Origin of the sequence: Citrobacter sp. C348 (assembly GCF_047467975.1) — a bacterium.
Classification (GTDB): Bacteria; Pseudomonadota; Gammaproteobacteria; order Enterobacterales; family Enterobacteriaceae; genus Citrobacter; species Citrobacter gillenii.
On sequence record NZ_JASJUJ010000003.1, the window covers coordinates 280140 to 299296 of the forward strand.

Below are 19157 nucleotides of genomic sequence, written 5' to 3' on the forward strand. Positions count from 1 at the left end.
AAGGTATTCCGGTGAATATTCAGGCTCTTCTCTCAGAAAAAGTCCGTCAGGCCATGATTGCTGCAGGTGCGCCTGCAGATTGCGAACCTCAGGTTCGTCAGTCAGCAAAAGTACAGTTCGGCGACTATCAGGCCAACGGCATGATGGCAGTCGCTAAAAAACTGGGTATGGCGCCGCGACAACTGGCAGAGCAGGTGCTGACTCATCTGGATCTCAACGGGATTGCCAGCAAGGTTGAAATTGCGGGCCCGGGCTTTATCAATATTTTCCTCGCTCCAGCATTCCTGGCGCAGCACGTGCAGCAGGCGCTGGCCTCCGATCGTCTGGGCGTTGCGCAGCCAGAAAAGCAAACCGTTGTTGTTGACTACTCTGCGCCAAACGTGGCGAAAGAGATGCACGTAGGCCACCTGCGCTCCACCATTATCGGTGATGCGGCTGTCCGTACGCTGGAGTTTCTCGGCCATAAAGTCATCCGCGCAAACCACGTTGGCGACTGGGGAACCCAGTTCGGTATGCTCATCGCGTGGCTGGAAAAGCAGCAGCAGGAAAACGCGGGTGAAATGGCGCTGGCTGACCTTGAAGGTTTCTATCGTGACGCGAAAAAACATTACGACGAAGATGAAGAATTCGCCGAGCGCGCACGTAGCTACGTGGTGAAGTTGCAGGGTGGTGATGCTTACTTCCGCGAAATGTGGCGCAAACTGGTCGACATTACCATGTCGCAGAACCAGTTAACCTACGATCGTCTGAACGTGACGCTGACCCGCGACGACGTGATGGGTGAAAGCCTGTACAACCCGATGCTGCCAGGCATTGTTGCGGATCTCAAAGCCAAAGGCCTGGCCGTTGAAAGCGAAGGCGCGACTGTCGTATTCCTTGATGAGTATAAAAACAAGGAAGGCGAACCGATGGGCGTTATCATCCAGAAGAAAGATGGCGGCTATCTGTACACCACCACCGACATCGCCTGCGCCAAGTACCGTTACGAAACACTGCATGCCGATCGCGTGCTGTATTACATCGACTCCCGCCAGCATCAGCATTTAATGCAGGCATGGACCATCGTGCGTAAAGCCGGTTACGTGCCGGATTCCGTACCGCTGGAACACCACATGTTCGGCATGATGCTCGGCAAAGACGGTAAGCCGTTCAAGACCCGCGCGGGTGGCACGGTCAAACTGGCCGATCTGTTGGATGAAGCGCTGGAGCGTGCACGTCGCCTGGTGGCTGAGAAGAACCCGGACATGCCTGCCGACGAGCTGGAAAAACTGGCGAATGCGGTCGGTATTGGCGCCGTGAAGTATGCCGATCTGTCGAAAAACCGTACCACGGATTACATCTTCGACTGGGACAACATGCTGGCCTTCGAAGGCAATACCGCGCCGTACATGCAGTATGCCTACACCCGCGTACTGTCCGTATTCCGTAAGGCAGATATCGACGAAAACGCGCTGGCCAATGCCAACGTCATCATCAACGAAGATCGTGAAGCCCAGCTGGCAGCGCGTCTGCTGCAGTTTGAGGAGACGCTGACCGTCGTGGCACGTGAAGGCACGCCGCACGTAATGTGCGCTTATCTGTACGATCTTGCCGGCCTGTTCTCTGGTTTCTACGAACATTGCCCAATCCTCAGCGCGGAGAGCGAAGAGATTCGTAACAGCCGCCTGAAGCTGGCACAGTTGACGGCGAAAACGCTGAAGCTGGGTCTGGATACGCTGGGTATCGAAACCGTAGAACGTATGTAATCACCACGAGTGATGTGAAAGCCCGCGCTATGTCGCGGGCTTTTTTATTTTCCCGAATGACCGCCCTCGTAGGTCTGATAAGCGATGCGCCATCAGGCCTACGAGAAACGGCTACGTTCACTGTAATTTGTTACAACTCACAAGGAATGACACATTTCCGTAGAGGGATGGAACATCTTTTACCTGTTATCCCATTTACACCTCCGTATCATTAGGCGGCGAATTAATCAGGTGTGGGTCCATGACATTCAGAGATTTTGAGGCGGAAGAGAAACTCTTTCAGCGACGGGTAATAGTGGCCTTTGGCCTGGTGGTCATCTGTTTTGGCATCCTGATTTATAACCTCTACAACTTACAAATTCGCGAGCATCAGTATTACACCACCCGCTCAAATGCCAATGACATCAAAATGCTGCCGGTTGCCCCAACGCGCGGCATCATTTACGATCGCAACGGTATCCCGCTGGTGCGCAACGTCACCTGGTACGATATTTCTGTCACTCCTTATAAAATCAACGATATGGATGCCTTGCTAAAGCAGCTAACGCCTATTGTTGACCTGACCCCTGATGAGATTGACCAGTTTCGCCACGATCTGAAATCCAGTAGTCGCTATCGCCCGGTGGTGCTCAAAAATGCGCTGACCGACGTGGAGATCGCCCGTTTCTCGGTTAATCAGTTTCATTTCAGCGGCGTCACCATCAATAGCTATGAAGATCGCCAATATCCGTATGGCGCAGAGTTGGCGCATGTGCTCGGCTATGTCTCTAAAATCAATGACAGCGACCTGAAAGCGTTGGATAAAAAGGGGCTGGCAGAAAACTACGCTGCCGATCACAACATTGGCAAGCAGGGGATCGAACACTATTACGAAAACGATCTGCACGGCAAAACGGGTTATCAAGAAGTCGAAGTCGATAACCACGGACGCATCGTACGCCTGATAAAAGATGTACCGCCTGTTGCCGGAAAGGACATCCACCTGACGCTGGATTTACACTTACAGGAATATATAGAGGGCCTGCTGGTCGGTCAGCGCGCCGCCGTGCTGGTTGAAGATCCGCACGATGGCTCGGTGCTGGCGATGGTCTCTAACCCCAGCTATGATCCTAATCCGTTCGTCAAAGGTATCAGCTACCAGGACTACAACACGCTGCTGCAGGATAAAGACCTGCCGTTGATTAACCGCGTCACGCAAGGTTTGTACCCTCCCGCTTCCACGGTCAAGCCGTACATGGCGATGTCAGCATTGCTCAATGGCGTTATCACCCCGCAGACCAGCTTCTTTGGCGCGCCAACATGGACATTGCCCGGCACTGAGCGACATTATCGCGACTGGAAAAAAACCGGTCATGGCATGTTGGACGTGACCAAAGCAATTGAAGAGTCCGCTGATACGTTCTTCTATCAGGTGGCGTATATGATGGGCATTGACCGAATCAACAGCATGCTTAGCCAGTTTGGTTACGGTAAACCCACCGGCATTGATCTTGATGAAGAGTACAACGGGCTGTTACCGAGCCGCGACTGGAAACAACGGGTGCATAAAAAAGCCTGGTATCAGGGAGACACCATTTCGGTTGGTATCGGTCAGGGATACTGGATCGCCACGCCAATCCAGATGGTGAAAGCAATGGTGGCACTGATTAACAACGGGAAAGTGATTGCCCCTCACCTGTTGCAGGCTGAAGAGAGTGGTAAATCTGTTACGCCTTATCATGCCGCCACGGTACCGTCACAGATTGCCTCTCCCTCCTCGCCCTATTGGGGACTGGTACGTGAGGCGATGTTTGGCATGGCCAATGCGCCGAACGGGACAGGTTATAAATTTTTCCATACTGCACCTTACGGAATTGCGGCGAAAAGCGGAACCTCACAGGTTTTCAGCCTGAAAGAAAACCAGACTTACAATGCGAAGATGATCCCCATCCGCCTGCGTGACCACGTGTTCTATACCGCGTTTGCACCGTATAAGAACCCCAAAGTCGCCGTGGCGTTAATTCTGGAAAACGGCGGCAGCGACGGCATTACCGCCGCGCCGGTTATGCGTCAGATTATGGATCATCTGTTTGTGCCGCAGGGCAACGCCGCACAAACAGAGGTAACTCAACAAACAGCGCCGACAGCGCCGTCGGACACCGATATCAAAAATACTTACGCAAGTATTCGGTGAGACACAGCATCGCCATCGCCTGGCCGTAAGGCATGGAGGTCAGCGGAATGTTGCGATAGAACTCGAGATTGTGCCCCATCCCGGTACCAAATGAGGTTTGCAGCAGCTCCCCTTCTGGTGAGATATGCTGCACAATGCCTTTGATGGCGAGTTCTGCTACCGCCGCATATTCCTGCCCGACATAACGCTTACGCACCGCTTTCAAAATCCCATAAGCAAATCCGGCGGTGGCTGACGCTTCAAGGTAAGAATGCGGATCGTCCAGCAACGTGTGCCACAGACCACTCTCATCCTGACACGTCGCCAGGGCCGCAATTTGCGCATTCAATACCTGTACCAGATAGCGACGAACGGCATTATTCTCCGGTAAATCGACCAGTTCGAGGAACTCCGGAATAACAATAGTTAGCCAGCTGTTACCGCGCGCCCAGCGGGCGTTGGCAAAGTTATGATTTCCCTCATAGCTCCAGCCGTGGAACCACAGACCGGTTTCTTTATCCATCAGGTTTTGCACATGTAACAGGAACTGATACGTCGCCTCTTCAACGTACTCGGGGCGGTTGAGCAGTTTGCCAATCTTCGCCAGCGGTAACACCGTCATCATCAACGTGTCGTCCCACATCTGCTGATGATTCTCTTCCGCCAGCGTGATGTGCTGCATACCACCAAAATCGGTACGCGGCATGTCGTGCATCGCCCACTCAGCCCAGGAATCAAGCCACGGCAGATACGCCGGATTGCGCGTTTCTTCATAGCGATACGCCAGCGTCAGAAACGGCGCCATGGTATTGACGTTTTTAGTCGTCGCGCCTTCTGCAAAGCGGTCGGCAAACCAGCCATCGATGATATCGCGCATCGTTTCATCACCGGTTTGCTGGTAATACTGGTACATCCCGTACAGGCCGACGCCGTGCGTCCACTCCCATCCAGCCCACCCTTTGGTGTCAATAACGCGTCCGTCGTCCAGTCGCAGCAAGAACTCACCGCTCTCATCATGAATATTGACCAGATTATGCGTCACCTTCTTGATGAGCGTTTTTAACGCATCTCTGGCAATAAAATGTTCAGGCTGACGTAACAACGGGCTGTGTTTAACCGGATAAACAATCATTTACTTAACCTCTGTACAATGTCGAATTCAATGCCGGACCATGTTGCAGTGATGGCGCAGCAGGTTTATTACGATTCAGGTAACCAATGTTGTTGTTACCCCAAAGTGATTCATACGGCATGCCTGACAGCATCTCTACAGTCGCACGGCCTTCAGGGGTGAGCCCTTCGGGCATAGGGTGCCCGGACTCGCGCATTTTTGCGGTCTCTTCACGCAAAGTGCTATGTGTTTGCAAATTCAGTTTGAAGCGCAGGGACACCAGGAACCCCAGCGCCAGTACAATCAACGTACCGCAGCTCAGAATAAGCAGGATGGTATGGCTGACCGCAGCAGGTTGTTCGCTCTGCCCGGAGACAAAACCCGACAACTGCATGACAATCCCGACCAGCATGACGGCCCCCGCCTGCGAGGCTTTTCGCGTTAAGGTCATAATGCCGGCAAAGATCCCTTCCCGACGCTGGCCCGTAATCACCTCATCCACATCGGCGATATAGGTGTAGGTATTCCACGGGACATAGTTGATGCCACCTCGTCCCAGGCCTGCAATAGCGGAAACCAGCAGCAATAAGGCGTAGACATCGCTCAGCCCGGCGTAATACAGCACCGCATATGAGAGAGAACTCAGGCCAAACAGAACCACCACCATCCGGTAAGATGGCGCGGGTCCAAAGCGGATGCACAGCGGGATCATGGCGATGACCGCAATAAACTGGAAGATAGCCATGGTGCCCAGCAGGTTCGACGCCATAGAGGCTTCCTGCATCAACACAAACACCACATAGTAGGTAAAGACCGCGTTGAACACGTCCTGCGCGATATAACCACCAAGATACATGCCCAAATGCTGACGGAAAATGCGGATGCGCAGCGTCGAACTCAGCTCAATGAAAAGACGACTCATGCTCTGACGAAAGGTCAGGCTTTTCTTCTCTTCTTCCGCGCGAAGTGCCGCTTCGGTCCATTCTTCACGCGGACGTTCCCAGGTAAAAAACCACACAAAAGTCAGCATCAACGCGCACAGCACCGAGAACACCAGGCTGGCGTAGAAGAATGAAACAGGATTGTGTTTACCAAACAGCGTCAGCAGTACGCCAGGTAGAAAAGAGGCCAATATGGCTGACATCTGGGCCATAGAAATGCGCGCGCCAGAAAACTTGGTTTTCTGTTTAAAATCGTCGGTCATTTCCGGTACCAACGTTTCATAGGGCACCAGAATCATGGTGTAAACCACATCAAACACCAGGTAGGTCAGCAGGTAGTACCAGAATCCCATGTCGCCGACCCACATGAGGGAGTAGCTAAAGACACAGGGGATCCCCAGCAGAATAAAAAACTTACGCCGGCCAAAGCGTTTACCAAGCCAGGTCGAGCCAAAGTTATCCGTTAAAAAGCCCATTAATGGGCTAACCACCGCATCCAGCACCCTGGCCGTCGCAAAAATAAACGTCGCCTCAATAGGCGTCAGGCCACAAAAAGTGGTGTAGAAATAGAGCAACCATGCGGCGGTCAGCGCCGTGGTCCCTGCGCCTAAAAAGTCACCTGCCCCATAGGCAAAATAATTTACCAACCCAATTTTACGTGTTCTCATTGCCGTTACCCCTGCACATTATTGGGAGGCCCCGCAATCCTCACTTCGACGCAGGACGTCCTTACACGGCCACAGTAAAAGTTAACCGCAAGGGAAACCTTTTTATTTCTGCCAGGGATAATCGCGAAATGGCAACAGCACAAAGAGTCCGGCAACGTAAGTCACCTATTTTATAAAACAGCGTTTCTTTTAAATCAAAGTGACGGGTCAAAAATTGCGAGGCAGCCAGCAGTTTCATCTGCCAGCTGCGATGAAGAAGAGAGAATTAACGGTAGTTGACGATGACCTGATTACTTTGCACCTGTAAGGCCGGGATCAGGCGACCCCCGCCGGGTACTTCCCAGACAAAATGCATCGGCTCCACGGCAGGTACGTTATTAAATCCGTGAGTGGTGCCGCTTTGCCCGTCCAGCTCAACGCAGCGCGACTGCGAACATAAACGCACACGCAGCCCTGCGGGCGTAGGGCCATTCAACTCATAGCGCCAGGCTACCAGCGTCATCAACCCCGAGACGGGCTGGCCGGGAACCAAAGGCGCAGACGAGGCAGACTGTCCGCGGTGATTTAACGTAATGCCCATGCCACTAGCCTGCCAGGCCCCTTCTCCGGCGGCCTGCACTGCCAGAGGAAACAATAACAACCACAGAAACTTACGCATTATTTACCTCCGATAGTCGCGGTCATGCGGATATGGCGGTTATCGGAAAGCTCCATATTCGACAACACCACCAGCTGCGGTATGCTGCGGCGTAAAAATCGTGCCAGCAGCGGTCTCAGTGCATGGTTAACCAACAGCACCGGCGGTGCGCCCAACATTTCCTGGCGCGATAACGCTTCCTGAGTTTGCGCCAACAGTCTGTCTGCCAGCCCCGGCTCCAGACCGCCGCCCCCTTGCAAGGCCTGCAACAGCAAGCGCTCAAGCGGCGTATCCAGACCAATAACCTGGACTTCGTCGTTCCCCGGGAACCATTGCTGGGTAATCGCCCTTCCCAACGCCACGCGGACCACGGCAGTGAGTTCATGCGGATCATTTTGCAGCGGCGCATGTTCAGCCAGGGTTTCGAGGATGGTGCGCATATCGCGAATCGGCACTTTTTCATCCAATAAATTCTGCAACACTTTATGTAGCGTGGTCAGCGTCACAACGCCAGGCACCAGGTCCTCGGTCAGTTTCGGCATTTCCTGCGACACGCGGTCCAGCAATTGTTGCGCCTCCTGACGTCCAAACAGTTCGGCGGCAAACTGGCCAATCAGGTGATTCAGATGCGTGGCGACGACGGTACTGGCTTCCACCACCGTGAAGCCCTGGATTTGCGCCTGTTCTTTTAACGCACTTTCAATCCAGATAGCGTCCAGGCCAAAGGCCGGATCAACCGTTTTCTCACCCGGCAGCGATCCCGCTGCCGTACCCGGGTTGATGGCCAGCCAGCGTCCCGGATAGGCATCCCCGCTGCCAATTTCTACCCCTTTCATCAGGATGCGATAGCGCGCAGGCTGCAGATCCATATTGTCGCGGATGTGCACCACCGGCGGCAGGAAGCCCATATCCTGAGCAAATTTCTTACGAATACTGCGAATTCGTCCCAGCAACTCGCCATCTTGCTGAAAATCCACCATCGGGATCAGGCGATACCCCACTTCCATCCCCAGCGAGTCTTCCAGTTGGACATCGTTCCAGGTTGCTTCCACCACCGCATTATTTTCCGGCATTTTGATCGACTGAGGTTCCGCAGGGGCTTTTGTCTCGCGACCGCGCAGCCACCAGGCCAGACCCAATAGCGCAGCGGTAAACATCAGAAATACCAGGTTTGGCATGCCGGGTACCAGGCCCAGTAAACCGAGCACCGCCGCACTGAGCACCATCACGCTGGGGTTACTGAATAGCTGGGTGACCATCTGTTCGCCGACATCCTGATCGGTACTGACACGCGTCACGATAACGCCCGCCGCGGTGGAGATAACCAGCGCCGGGATTTGGGCGACCAGACCGTCACCGATGGTCAGCAAGGTGTAGCTTTCAGCCGCACTGCCCATACTCATACCGTGTTGTAATACGCCTACCAGCAGGCCGCCGACCACGTTAATCACCATGATCAGAATACCGGCGATAGCGTCCCCGCGGACAAATTTACTCGCACCGTCCATAGAGCCGTAAAAATCAGCTTCCTGGGTCACTTCTGAACGACGTTTTTTGGCTTCATCTTCCCCAATCAGTCCGGCATTGAGATCGGCGTCAATCGCCATCTGTTTACCGGGCATACCGTCCAGCACAAAGCGTGCACCAACTTCGGCAATACGACCGGCACCTTTGGTAATAACCATAAAGTTGATGATGACAAGAATGACGAAGACCACGATACCGATGGCAAAGTTACCGCCCACCAGGAAGTGGCCAAACGCTTCAACCACCTTCCCCGCCGCCGCCGAACCGGTATGCCCTTCCATCAAAATAATACGCGTCGAGGCAACGTTCAGCGCCAGGCGTAATAATGTGGTGAACAGCAAAATGGTCGGGAAGGCAGCGAATTCGAGCGTGCGCTGGGTGAACATCGCCACCAGCAACACCATGATCGACAACGCAATGTTAAAGGTAAACAGTAAATCAAGGATGAACGCTGGCAGCGGCAGCACCATCATCGACAAGATAAGCAGGATGAGGATCGGCCCGGCAAGAATCTGCCATTGTGTGGATTTCAGGTTGCCGGGCAGGCGCAGCATCGCGACCAGATTAGCCATCAGTATTCTTCTCGTTCATAAAATCCAGTGCTTCAGGCACCGGTAGGTTTCCAGGTTGCGGTGGCGGCTTGCCGCCCGCCAGACGCCAGCGTTTTAATTGCCATACCCACGCCAGCACTTCTGCGACGGCAGCATACAGCTGGCCGGGTATTTGCTGACCAATCTCAGCATGGCGATATAACGCACGCGCCAGCGGTGGTGCTTCTAAGGTGGGGACTCGATGTTCCGCGCCAATTTCGCGAATACGCAACGCGACCAGCCCCGCCCCTTTGGCAACGACGCGTGGCGCACTCATTTTGTTTTCGTCATACTGCAAGGCGACCGAATAGTGTGTGGGGTTAGTCACAATGACGTCGGCTTTCGGCACATCCGCCATCATGCGTCGCTGCGCTGCCGCACGCTGCATCTGGCGAATTTTGCCTTTAACGTGCGGGTCACCTTCGCTTTGTTTATATTCATCGCGAATATCCTGACGTGACATGCGCAGCTTTTTCACATGGCTGTAAATTTGGAAAAAAACGTCAAATCCCACCATCGGGATCACCCCGAGCACCACCAGCAGCGCACACATGCCAACTAAATCAAGGGCATTACCCATTGCGGTAATCGGTGATTCGGCCATCAACCGCATCATCTCCGGCCACTTGTGCCAGAGATAGAATCCAGCCACGCTGCCAACCAGCGTTGACTTCAGGATGGCTTTCAGCAGTTCCGCCCCGGTTTGCGCAGAAAACATGCGCTTGATACCCGGCAGCGGATTCAGCTTCGAAAATTTGGGTTGCAGCGATTTACCGCTGAAGATCAAACCGCCCAACATCACCGGCGAGATCAATGCCACCAGCACCACGCCAGTAATCAGCGGTAACAGCGCAATCATGGCGTCTTTAATCAGCAGAATGATTTGGCTGAGGATCAGATTAGGGTCATTGACCATACTGTGATCAAAACGTAGCCCGGCCGACAGCATACCCGCCAATCTGCGGGCCAGCGACTCCCCGCCGATCCAGATAATGCACACGCCCACCAGCAAAATAAGCAGTGAGGTCAGCTCTTTGGAACGGGGGATCTGCCCTTCTTCCCGCGCTTTTTCAAGTCGGTGGGGTGTGGGGGCTTCTGTTTTGTCGTCGTCGCTTTCTTCTGCCACAGTGCGTGCTCGTTACCCATTCGGTCTTGCTTATCATGCCAGCGCGGTCCGTAACCAATGGCGAGAAAAAACCGTGCAATTATGCTCTTTTCTGGGTTTACCCGGCTAAAACGCTCCTGACATACCGTTTTACCGTCGGATAAAACAGCCGTCACAGCATAATATTTTTTAATTTCTGAATTAAGAAACGTTAAAAAATGATGCACACGTCCGCGTCGACAGAACAAAATCGAATAAAAAAATAGCAATTTCGTCCAGCTTTTAGAAGATTGCCATATAAGCAACCCTTAACATAATCACATTAACTATCACTCTCCTCAAAATCCAATAATATAACTTGAACCATAAGTTTCAATTATATTCAGCTTAACCCCGCCCTACTCCACAACTATTAAACCTCATGTATACTGACCGCCGAATAATATTACCGCTGAACAACATCCATATTTGCATAGAATACAATGTCATATTTACAGGGAGTTTCAGATCATGAAGATGAAAAAAGGTGTTATTTTCCTTACTCTGCTGTCCGCATATTCATTCACCGCATTAGCCGCAGAAATGAATGCAGGGACGATTCACTTTACCGGAGAAATTATTGAGCCAAGCTGTGTCATTGATGGGGATAATGGTACGGATAGTACTATACCGCTCGGTACCTGGCCGACGTCATTATTTACCGCTGTGGGTACAGAAACAGATCTGATCGATGTCGATATAAAACTAACTGACTGCCCGGTGACGACTGACGGATTAACGTCTGTGCAGTTAACATTTAATGGCACAACAGCGCTAACCAAGTCCACAACGCTTCTTGACGTCAGCCAGATCACAACCGCAGGAGAAGCCGCGGCGACCGGGGTCGGTATTGCACTTAGCCCAAAGAAATCCCCGACACAGTTGCTGGCATTCGATGGCTCGGAAGGACAAATTTATATCCCGCTATCAACAGTACCTACCGATTCCATTCAGGCTAATCTTCTGGCTCGCTATAAATCGTTCGCAACCGACGTGACCGCTGGCCCTGCTGATGCGGACATGACAATCAATATTTTATATCGCTAACACTTCCTGTTTTTACGCCTGGAATACTTCCGGGCGCTTAATACCATCGACAATACTTCACACTATTACGGATCCAAGTTATGCGAATCCTTATTATGGCGACATTATTGCCCCCTCTCTTTTACTCGTATTGTTGTCCGGCAAGTGGTATTCAGGTTGGCCGCACACGGATTATCTTTGACGCCAACAAAAAAGAGGTCGCGCTGGCGTTAACCAATACCGACACACAACTACCCTGGTTAATTCAGTCGTGGACCGATACGGGGGATGAGAAAACACGGGGGCCGTTTATCGTTACCCCACCGCTTTTCCGCCTTGATGCGCAAAAAGAGCAGAGTCTGCGTATTAGCTGGAACGGTACGCCGCTGCCTGAGAATAAAGAATCGCTGTTTTATATGAACGTGCGCACTATTCCCGCCACAGCCAAAGAGGATGAAAGTAAAAATGTTCTTCGATTGATCTACAAAACCCGGATAAAACTGTTCTGGCGGCCGAAAAAAATCAACGGGACACCGATAGAAAGCTGTAAACAATTGCAGTTCACGCGTTCAGGTAACCAGTTACAGGTAACGAATAATAACGCCTTTTATACCGTTTTCGATAGCTTACGTCTGGGCGCAGTTTCACTCCCGAAGGCGGACATGGTCGCTCCGTTCAGTACCGCCACTTTCCCGCTGCCCGGACAAGCTAACGGTAATCAGGTTAGCTGGCATTGCATTACCGACTATGGAAATGCATCGCAACAATACTCGGCTCCGTTGAGCAAAAGGGGTTAATGTTGCGAGGTTCAACGTATCCATCATCGAGGCTGTCGCTATTCATTCGCGCTCTTCTCAGCATGGCATTTGTCGTTTCAGGCCATGCTTTCGCGCGGGAATACTCCTTTTCTTCATCTTCACTGGAGGGCAACGAACTCTCACAGCAGAATATCGATTTGTCGCTTTTCTCCCGCGAAAATGCGCAACTGCCCGGCACCTGGCCTTCACGACTACGTCTCAATAAAACGTTGCTGGATGAAGAGTCGATTACTTATAAAAGTGGCGCCGATGGCACGCTTCAGGCACAGATCACGCCGGGAATGCTGCGCCACTGGGGCGTCAAAATTGAAGACTATCCTGCGCTTGCGGATGCGCCAGCGAATGTTCCCCTTCCCCAGCCTTTGGGTTATTACATTCCGCAAGCCTCATCATCGCTCGACTTTTCGGCAATGACGCTCAATATCAGCATGCCGCAGGCCGCCATCTCGAACCCGGACATCGAGGGTATTAACCCCGCACTGTGGGATGACGGCGTCCCGGTTCTGTTTACCGATTACAGCTATTCTGCTTCACAGACCCGTGACGGCAATCATAATACCTCTGAGAACCAATACCTCAACCTGCGCAGCGGTCTCAACCTAGGCGGATGGCGGGTACGCAATTATTCCACCTGGAGTAAATCTGAAAGTACCAACGCCTGGGACGCCATCAATACCTATCTGCAACATGATATCGATGTCCTGCGCAGCCAGTTTACCGCCGGCCAGAACAGCACCCGCGGCGATGTCTTCGACAGCATTCAGTACACCGGGGTAAATCTGGCCTCCGATGACGAAATGTTGCCCTACAGTCAGCGCGGCTACGCGCCCGTTATTCGCGGGATCGCCAGTTCAAATGCTGAAGTTTCCATCCGGCAAAATGGCTATTTGATCTACCAGCAAAACGTTGCGCCGGGTGCCTTTGAAATTTCCGATCTCTTCTCGACAACCAACAGCAGCGATCTGGAGGTTACGGTCAAAGAAGCCGACGGGACCGAACATCATTTTACCCAACCCTACTCCAGCACCGCCGTGATGTTACGTCCTGGCAGGATAAAATACGAAATCACCGCCGCCCGTTACCGGGCCGCCAGCGGCAGCGACGAGAAAGAGCCCGAGTTTGTTCAGGCCAGTTTGATCTACGGCTTGAACAATGCCGCCACGCTGTTCACAGGGGTCACCTCTTCCGTTGATTATCAGGCGGCGAACGCAGGTGTCGGCATTGCACTGAGCGATTTGGGTGCCCTTTCGATTGATGTCACGGCAGCCAGAGCCTCCCTTGACGATGATCAAACTCGCTCCGGACAATCGTATCGCCTGCTTTATTCGGGGAAGATCGAGCGTACCGACACCAACTTCACGCTCGCCAGCTATCGCTATTCTACGCAGGGCTATTACAGCTTCAGTGATGCCAATAAGCAATACAGCGGCAATGAAGATGACCTGATGTTCAGCTACAACAAACGCAATCGAATTCAGGCCAGTATCAGTCAAACGTTGCTCGGCAGCAGCATCTACCTCAACGGTTATCAGCAGGACTATTGGGGAACCTCAGACACGGAACGCAGCCTGTCTGCCGGGATAAATACCACGATAAATGGCATTAGCTATCATCTGACCTATACCTACAGTAATACCAGCGATCGGACAGACGATCAGATGATCGCCTTTGGGCTCAGCGTGCCGCTCAGCCGCTGGCTGCCTAATGCGTGGTCGAGCTATAACGTCAGCAGCAGCAAGCAGGGTTATACTCGCCATAATATTGGCCTGAATGGCACGCTGCTTGACGATCAGCGCCTGAGCTACTCCTTGCAGCAAAGCCATAGCAATCATGATGGCGAAGACACCAGCAGTCTGTACAGCAGCTACCGCTCGCAGTATGCCAATCTGAACGCTGGCTATTACACCTCGTCAGATAACTCGCAGCAGGTGAATCTGGGCGCCAGCGGGGCGATAGTTGCTCATCCTCATGGCGTCACGCTCTCTCAGCCGCTGGGCGATCAGTTTGCCATTGTCTCTGCTCAGGGGGCAAAAGGCATCCGCTTTCAGAATCAGCGCGGCGTCCGTACCGACTGGCAGGGCAATGCGGTGATCCCCTCCCTGACGCCGTATCAGAAAAACAGCATTCGTATTGATACCACCAGCCTGCCGGAAGATGTCGATACCGATGAAACCGCCACCACCGTCATTCCGAGCCGTAGCGCGGCGGTAGCCACGACCTTTACCGCCCACATTGGGTATCGCGCCTTGCTCCACCTCACCGACGCAAAGGGGCATGCGATTCCTTTTGGTGCGATGGTCTCCGTCGATAATTCATCAATTATCGGCATCGTTGATGACACCGGCACCGTCTACCTGGCGGGCGTTCCAGCGACCTTCCCGATAACCATTCAATGGGGCAAGGCTCGTGGACAACAATGCCATGCCAGCGTGGTCCTCCCTGAGCCAGAACACGCCGCGAATCTCGCAGGCATTCTCTCAACCCAGGCCATTTGCAAACAGGAATAACGCATGCGCCACATTTTTGCGATCGTATTGACCCCAGTTCTCTTTCTATTACCCGCCTCGGTCCAGGCTACGGCAACACTATTAACAAATTGCTTCAATTCAGCGGCAGACTATTCGGTGCAGTATGAATATGAACTCAGTAGCACAGAAAATATCGCAACTAATTCATACGTAACGGGGAGCTACATATCAGGCTCCGGGCCTGAGCTCGAAGCCAACTGCGCATGTCCCGCCAACACCACCTCAGCATCGACGGTTTATGAATACAATTTCGCCGGTAGTCCGCTGACGGCAGGCGTCAGCGGATACGGTGTCTTAACAGATGCTCTGGATATAAAGGTTTCGGGATTTAATGATGCTATCGATAATCCCGATGGTAATGGTTTAACTGAGATCAGAATCACCGAATACCCCACCCCAATTGGCAATATGTCCAGCCAAAAGGCAGAGCAAAGACAGACTGAAGGTACTGCTGACGTCTGTAGCGATGAAACGCGACCGACCGACGGCGCAACGATAAAACGTAAATTCAGACTGAGCGTAATACGTTTTTCCCTGTACATAAAAAAACCGATTCTGGGTGAAGAGATCATCAATCCCACGCGGGTTGTGCAAAGCTATACCTGTTTATATACAGGCGGCGGTTCTTGCCAAAACACCGATGCGCAGCTGGTGTCCAATATCTGGCTGAGCGGCAAACTTACGGCACCGCTCAGCTGTACAATTAACGCCGGTAGCACCATTGAGGTTGATTTGGGGAGTATTGTCAGCAGCCAGTTTGTTAACCCAGGCCAATCGCCAGGCGGTTATACGCTAAAAGATGTCAATATTTCCTACCATTGTGACGGCCCCGCCATCAACAACAGTGACAAAATTAAGCTGACGCTGACCGCCGATCAAGGGGTGGTAGACGGTAGCCAGTCCTACATCGCCAAACTGATTGGCAGAGACGATCTCGGCATCAGAATGTTTGATGCCAACAATCAGAACGTGGCGCTGGATGGCTCAGTCGATTTTCCGGTCGCGCTGGATGAACAGGGAAATGGCACAATTAGCATGACAGCAGCACCAGTCTCTACCACCGCCAGCCGCCCGGAACCAGGGACCTTTGAAGGCAACATGACCGTTAAAATGGATCTACGCTGAGAATGTTCCCCACAGGCCACACCGTGACCTGTGGGGAATCGTGCAACAATCAGAAGCCAAGGCTGTCCAGCAGGTCGTCAACCTGATCCTGGCTTGCCACGACGCCCGCTTTCGAGGTGTCTACCTGCGGGCCGTTCAGCAAACTTTCGTTTTCACGTTTTGGACGGGCGCCCTGCTCAGGGATGTTCTCCAGCAGCACCATTAACAGCTGGCGCTCAATTTCCTGAATAACGTCCATCATGCGCTTGATAACCTGGCCGGTAAGATCCTGGAAATCCTGCGCCATCATAATGTCCAGCAGCTGAGCGTTGGTAAAGCTGGTGTGTCCTGGGACATCACCGAGGAATTGACGCGTGTCGATCACCAGTTCACGGGCATCAGACAGTTCAATCGGATTCTCGAACCATTCGTCCCAACGCTTGCTCAGAGTTTTGGCCCCTTTTTCCATTGCGTCCTGATGTGGCTGCGAGGCTTCTACGCTGTTCAGCGCACGCTCTGCCGCCTGTGCGGTCATTTGCACAACGTAATCCAGACGATCGCGCGCATCCGGGATCGCTTCCGCCGCTTCAGCAATGGCCTGATCCAGCCCCAGTTCACGCAGGCTGTCGCGCAGCATTCGGGTCAGACTACCGATGCGCGCGATGATATCCCCTGCTGAATGTTCATCAACAGGTTTAATTTGTGGTTGCATCATCATCATCACACCCTCACATGCCCAGTTTCTCAAAGATTTTATTGAGTTTCTCTTCCAGAGTCGCCGCCGTGAAAGGTTTCACCACGTAACCACTTGCACCGGCTTGCGCGGCGGCAATAATGTTCTCTTTCTTCGCCTCCGCGGTCACCATCAGCACCGGCAGAGCAGACATACCGCCGTCGGCACGAATGGTTTTCAGCAATTCCAGTCCATCCATGTTTGGCATGTTCCAGTCAGAAATGACAAAACCAAATCCCCCTGCCTGCAGCTTATTCAGGGCATCCACACCGTCTTCGGCTTCTTCAACATTGTTGAATCCCAGCTCCTTTAACAAGTTGCGCACGATGCGACGCATGGTGGAAAAGTCATCCACAACCAGAAATCTCAGCTCTTTATCCGCCATAAAATACTGCTCCTCATTAAATACGTATTGCCTGTCCGGCACTGATTTTCGCCAGCATCTGCTGGCTTACCTGGCTAAGATCGACCACTTCGCTCACGCCACCCATATTGATGGCCTCGCGCGGCATGCCGAACACCACACAACTTGCTTCGTTTTGCGCAATGGTCCAGGCGCCTGCCTGGTGCATCGCTAACATTCCGGCGGCACCATCGTTGCCCATGCCTGTGAGGATCACGCCCACAGCATTTCGCCCCGCCTGTTTTGCCACCGAATGAAACAGCACATCCACAGAAGGCCGATGCCGGTTAACCGGCGGCCCATCATGAATTTTGATCACATAGTTAGCCCCGCTGCGAGCCAACTCCATATGTTTGTCACCAGGGGCGATATACGCATGTCCCGGCAATACACGTTCGCCGTCTTCCGCCTCTTTCACGCTGATCTGGCACAGTTTGTTCAGGCGCTCGGCAAATGAGCGAGTAAAACCTGGAGGCATATGTTGGGTGATGATGACCGCCGGACTGGAAAGCGGTAGCGGCTGTAGCACATGGCGTATCGCCTCCGTTCCCCCGGTCGACGCGCCAATAGCGATCAGTTTTTCAGAACTGAGCAACGGCACCGCTTTCAGCGTCTTCGGCGCGGCAATCGGTTTATGCGCCGCCAGACGCGCGCGGGATGCCGTACGCACTTTCTCGGCAATCATCTCGCTGTAGGCCAGCATCCCTTCGCGGATCCCCAGTTGCGGTTTGGTGACAAAGTCAATCGCCCCCAACTCCAGCGCCCGCAGCGTGACTTCAGAACCTTTTCCGGTCAGAGAAGAGACCATCACCACCGGCATCGGACGTAAACGCATCAGCTTCTCAAGAAAATCGAGGCCGTCCATGCGCGGCATTTCCACATCCAGTGTCAGGACGTCAGGATTAAATTTTTTGATCAAATCCCGGGCAACCAGTGGATCTGGCGCCGTCGCGACCATCTCCATATCGCTGTGGCTGTTAATAATCTCCGTCATGATTTGACGCATCAATGCGGAATCATCGACTGACAATACCCTGATTTTACTCATGATTTATCCTTACCCGGCGCATGCGCATACACCGTTTGTCCGCGCAGGCTAAACTCGCGCACGAGGTTGCTAAAGTTTTCTGAGTGACCGGCAAACAGCAGCCCATCAGGCTTAAGGAGTGGAACAAAACGGTGTAAAATGTCTTGCTGTGTCGTTTTATCAAAATAGATCATAACGTTACGACAAAATATGGCGTCGAACGGACCCGGCACGTTGTATTTTTTATCCAGTAAATTCACGCTAGAAAATTCAACATGGCTCGCCAGTTCCTGACGCACGCGCACCAGTCCTTCATGCGGCCCGGTACCGCGCATGAAATAACGCTGTAGTTGCTGTGGCGACAGCGTTTTCAGTTCATCGAGCCGGTAAATGCCGTTTCTGGCTTTTTCCAGCACTTCGGTATCAATATCGCTGGCAAAAACGCGCCAGCGTCCAGGTGCCATACCCAGCGTATCGGCCAGCGTGATGGCGATACTGTAGGGTTCTTCACCGGTAGAGGCCGCCGCGCTCCAGACTCGGTATTCGCCGCTGCATCGACGCGCATGGTCGGTCAGCACCGGAAAATGATGTCCTTCGCGGAAAAAGGCGGTCAGGTTAGTGGTCAGGGAGTTAATAAACGCCTGCCACTCAGCGCTGTTCTGATTGGCTTCCAGTATGCTGAGGTAGCGACCAAAGTCGTCCAACTCCAGGGTACGCAAGCGGCGCACCAGACGGTTATACACCATGTCCCGCTTATGGTCGGCCAGCACGATACCCGCGCGCTGGTAGATTAATTGACATATCCGACGAAAATGCGCGTCAGACAGCGCGAGGCGCTGTGTCATCTGTAACAGTAATGACGTTTGCCCGGAGGGCAGAGATGATGTCATAGCGCCTTCTCAATCACATTCAGGATACAACGGGCACAGCCTGCGCTGCGCCAATTCGTGTTGTGTTACGGTTTGCTCTTCATGCTTAAAACACGATGCAGGCAGAAAGAGAC

General features: G+C 52.9%; 15 protein-coding genes. 6 read left to right on the forward strand and 9 right to left on the reverse strand.

Annotated features, from left to right (window positions below; all coding sequences use genetic code 11):
* Positions 1-11: 11 nt before the first annotated feature.
* Entirely contained in the window at positions 12-1745 is a 1734-nt protein-coding gene (gene argS, locus QNN86_RS07960) for an arginine--tRNA ligase (protein WP_414210900.1), read from the forward strand.
* Positions 1746-1986: 241 nt separating this feature from the next.
* Positions 1987-3918, forward strand: a complete 1932-nt coding sequence (mrdA, locus tag QNN86_RS07965; protein ID WP_414210901.1) for a penicillin-binding protein 2 — start codon at positions 1987-1989, stop codon at positions 3916-3918.
* Here the strand turns inward: mrdA and QNN86_RS07970 are convergent.
* From QNN86_RS07970 to flhB, 5 genes are all read right to left on the reverse strand, one after another.
* The gene (locus tag QNN86_RS07970) at positions 3890-5029 is read right to left on the reverse strand and encodes a glycoside hydrolase family 105 protein (protein WP_181619186.1); all 1140 of its coding nucleotides are present in this window, start codon (positions 5027-5029) and stop codon (positions 3890-3892) included. The genes mrdA and QNN86_RS07970 overlap by 29 nt on opposite strands.
* Before the next feature lie 4 nt (positions 5030-5033).
* Positions 5034-6617: an MFS transporter gene (locus tag QNN86_RS07975; RefSeq protein WP_181619185.1), complete on the reverse strand. Its 1584-nt coding sequence runs from the start codon at positions 6615-6617 to the stop codon at positions 5034-5036.
* Between the two features lie 265 nt (positions 6618-6882).
* Positions 6883-7275 carry a flagellar protein FlhE gene (gene flhE, locus QNN86_RS07980; protein ID WP_115258784.1) on the reverse strand — a complete coding sequence of 131 codons (393 nt, stop codon included), beginning with the start codon at positions 7273-7275 and terminating at the stop codon, positions 6883-6885.
* Positions 7275-9353 carry a flagellar biosynthesis protein FlhA gene (gene flhA / locus QNN86_RS07985; RefSeq protein ID WP_181619184.1) on the reverse strand — a complete coding sequence of 693 codons (2079 nt, stop codon included), beginning with the start codon at positions 9351-9353 and terminating at the stop codon, positions 7275-7277. Before flhA ends, flhE begins: the two co-directional genes overlap by 1 nt.
* On the reverse strand, positions 9346-10497 hold the full coding sequence (gene flhB, locus QNN86_RS07990) for a flagellar biosynthesis protein FlhB (RefSeq protein WP_096757452.1): 1152 nt from the start codon (positions 10495-10497) through the stop codon (positions 9346-9348). Before flhB ends, flhA begins: the two co-directional genes overlap by 8 nt.
* Before the next feature lie 489 nt (positions 10498-10986).
* Between flhB and QNN86_RS07995 the strand changes: the two genes are divergently transcribed.
* From QNN86_RS07995 to QNN86_RS08010, 4 genes are all read left to right on the forward strand, one after another.
* Positions 10987-11562, forward strand: a complete 576-nt coding sequence (locus tag QNN86_RS07995) for a fimbrial protein (protein ID WP_414210902.1) — start codon at positions 10987-10989, stop codon at positions 11560-11562.
* An 80-nt stretch (positions 11563-11642) separates the two neighbouring features.
* Positions 11643-12338 (forward strand): molecular chaperone, encoded by a 696-nt coding sequence (locus tag QNN86_RS08000; RefSeq protein ID WP_279276983.1) that lies wholly within the window; start codon positions 11643-11645, stop codon positions 12336-12338.
* Between the two features lie 62 nt (positions 12339-12400).
* A complete protein-coding gene (locus QNN86_RS08005) occupies positions 12401-14866 on the forward strand; it encodes a fimbria/pilus outer membrane usher protein (protein ID WP_414210903.1) in 2466 nt (821 codons plus the stop codon).
* A gap of 3 nt (positions 14867-14869) precedes the next feature.
* Complete coding sequence (locus tag QNN86_RS08010; RefSeq protein WP_414210904.1) at positions 14870-16012, forward strand: fimbrial protein; 1143 nt, start codon at positions 14870-14872, stop codon at positions 16010-16012.
* A gap of 49 nt (positions 16013-16061) precedes the next feature.
* On the opposite strand, the gene cheZ is transcribed toward QNN86_RS08010, so the two are convergent.
* From cheZ to cheR, 4 genes are read right to left on the reverse strand one after another with little or no spacing between them, the layout of a single operon-like run.
* On the reverse strand, positions 16062-16706 hold the full coding sequence (gene cheZ, locus QNN86_RS08015; RefSeq protein WP_414210976.1) for a protein phosphatase CheZ: 645 nt from the start codon (positions 16704-16706) through the stop codon (positions 16062-16064).
* Between the two features lie 13 nt (positions 16707-16719).
* Positions 16720-17109 (reverse strand): chemotaxis response regulator CheY, encoded by a 390-nt coding sequence (cheY, locus tag QNN86_RS08020; protein WP_181549110.1) that lies wholly within the window; start codon positions 17107-17109, stop codon positions 16720-16722.
* A gap of 16 nt (positions 17110-17125) precedes the next feature.
* Positions 17126-18175 (reverse strand): protein-glutamate methylesterase/protein glutamine deamidase, encoded by a 1050-nt coding sequence (cheB, locus tag QNN86_RS08025; RefSeq protein WP_115258787.1) that lies wholly within the window; start codon positions 18173-18175, stop codon positions 17126-17128.
* Entirely contained in the window at positions 18172-19044 is an 873-nt protein-coding gene (gene cheR / locus QNN86_RS08030) for a protein-glutamate O-methyltransferase CheR (protein ID WP_096757454.1), read from the reverse strand. The genes cheB and cheR overlap by 4 nt, the downstream gene beginning before the upstream one ends.
* Between the last annotated feature and the right edge of the window lie 113 nt (positions 19045-19157).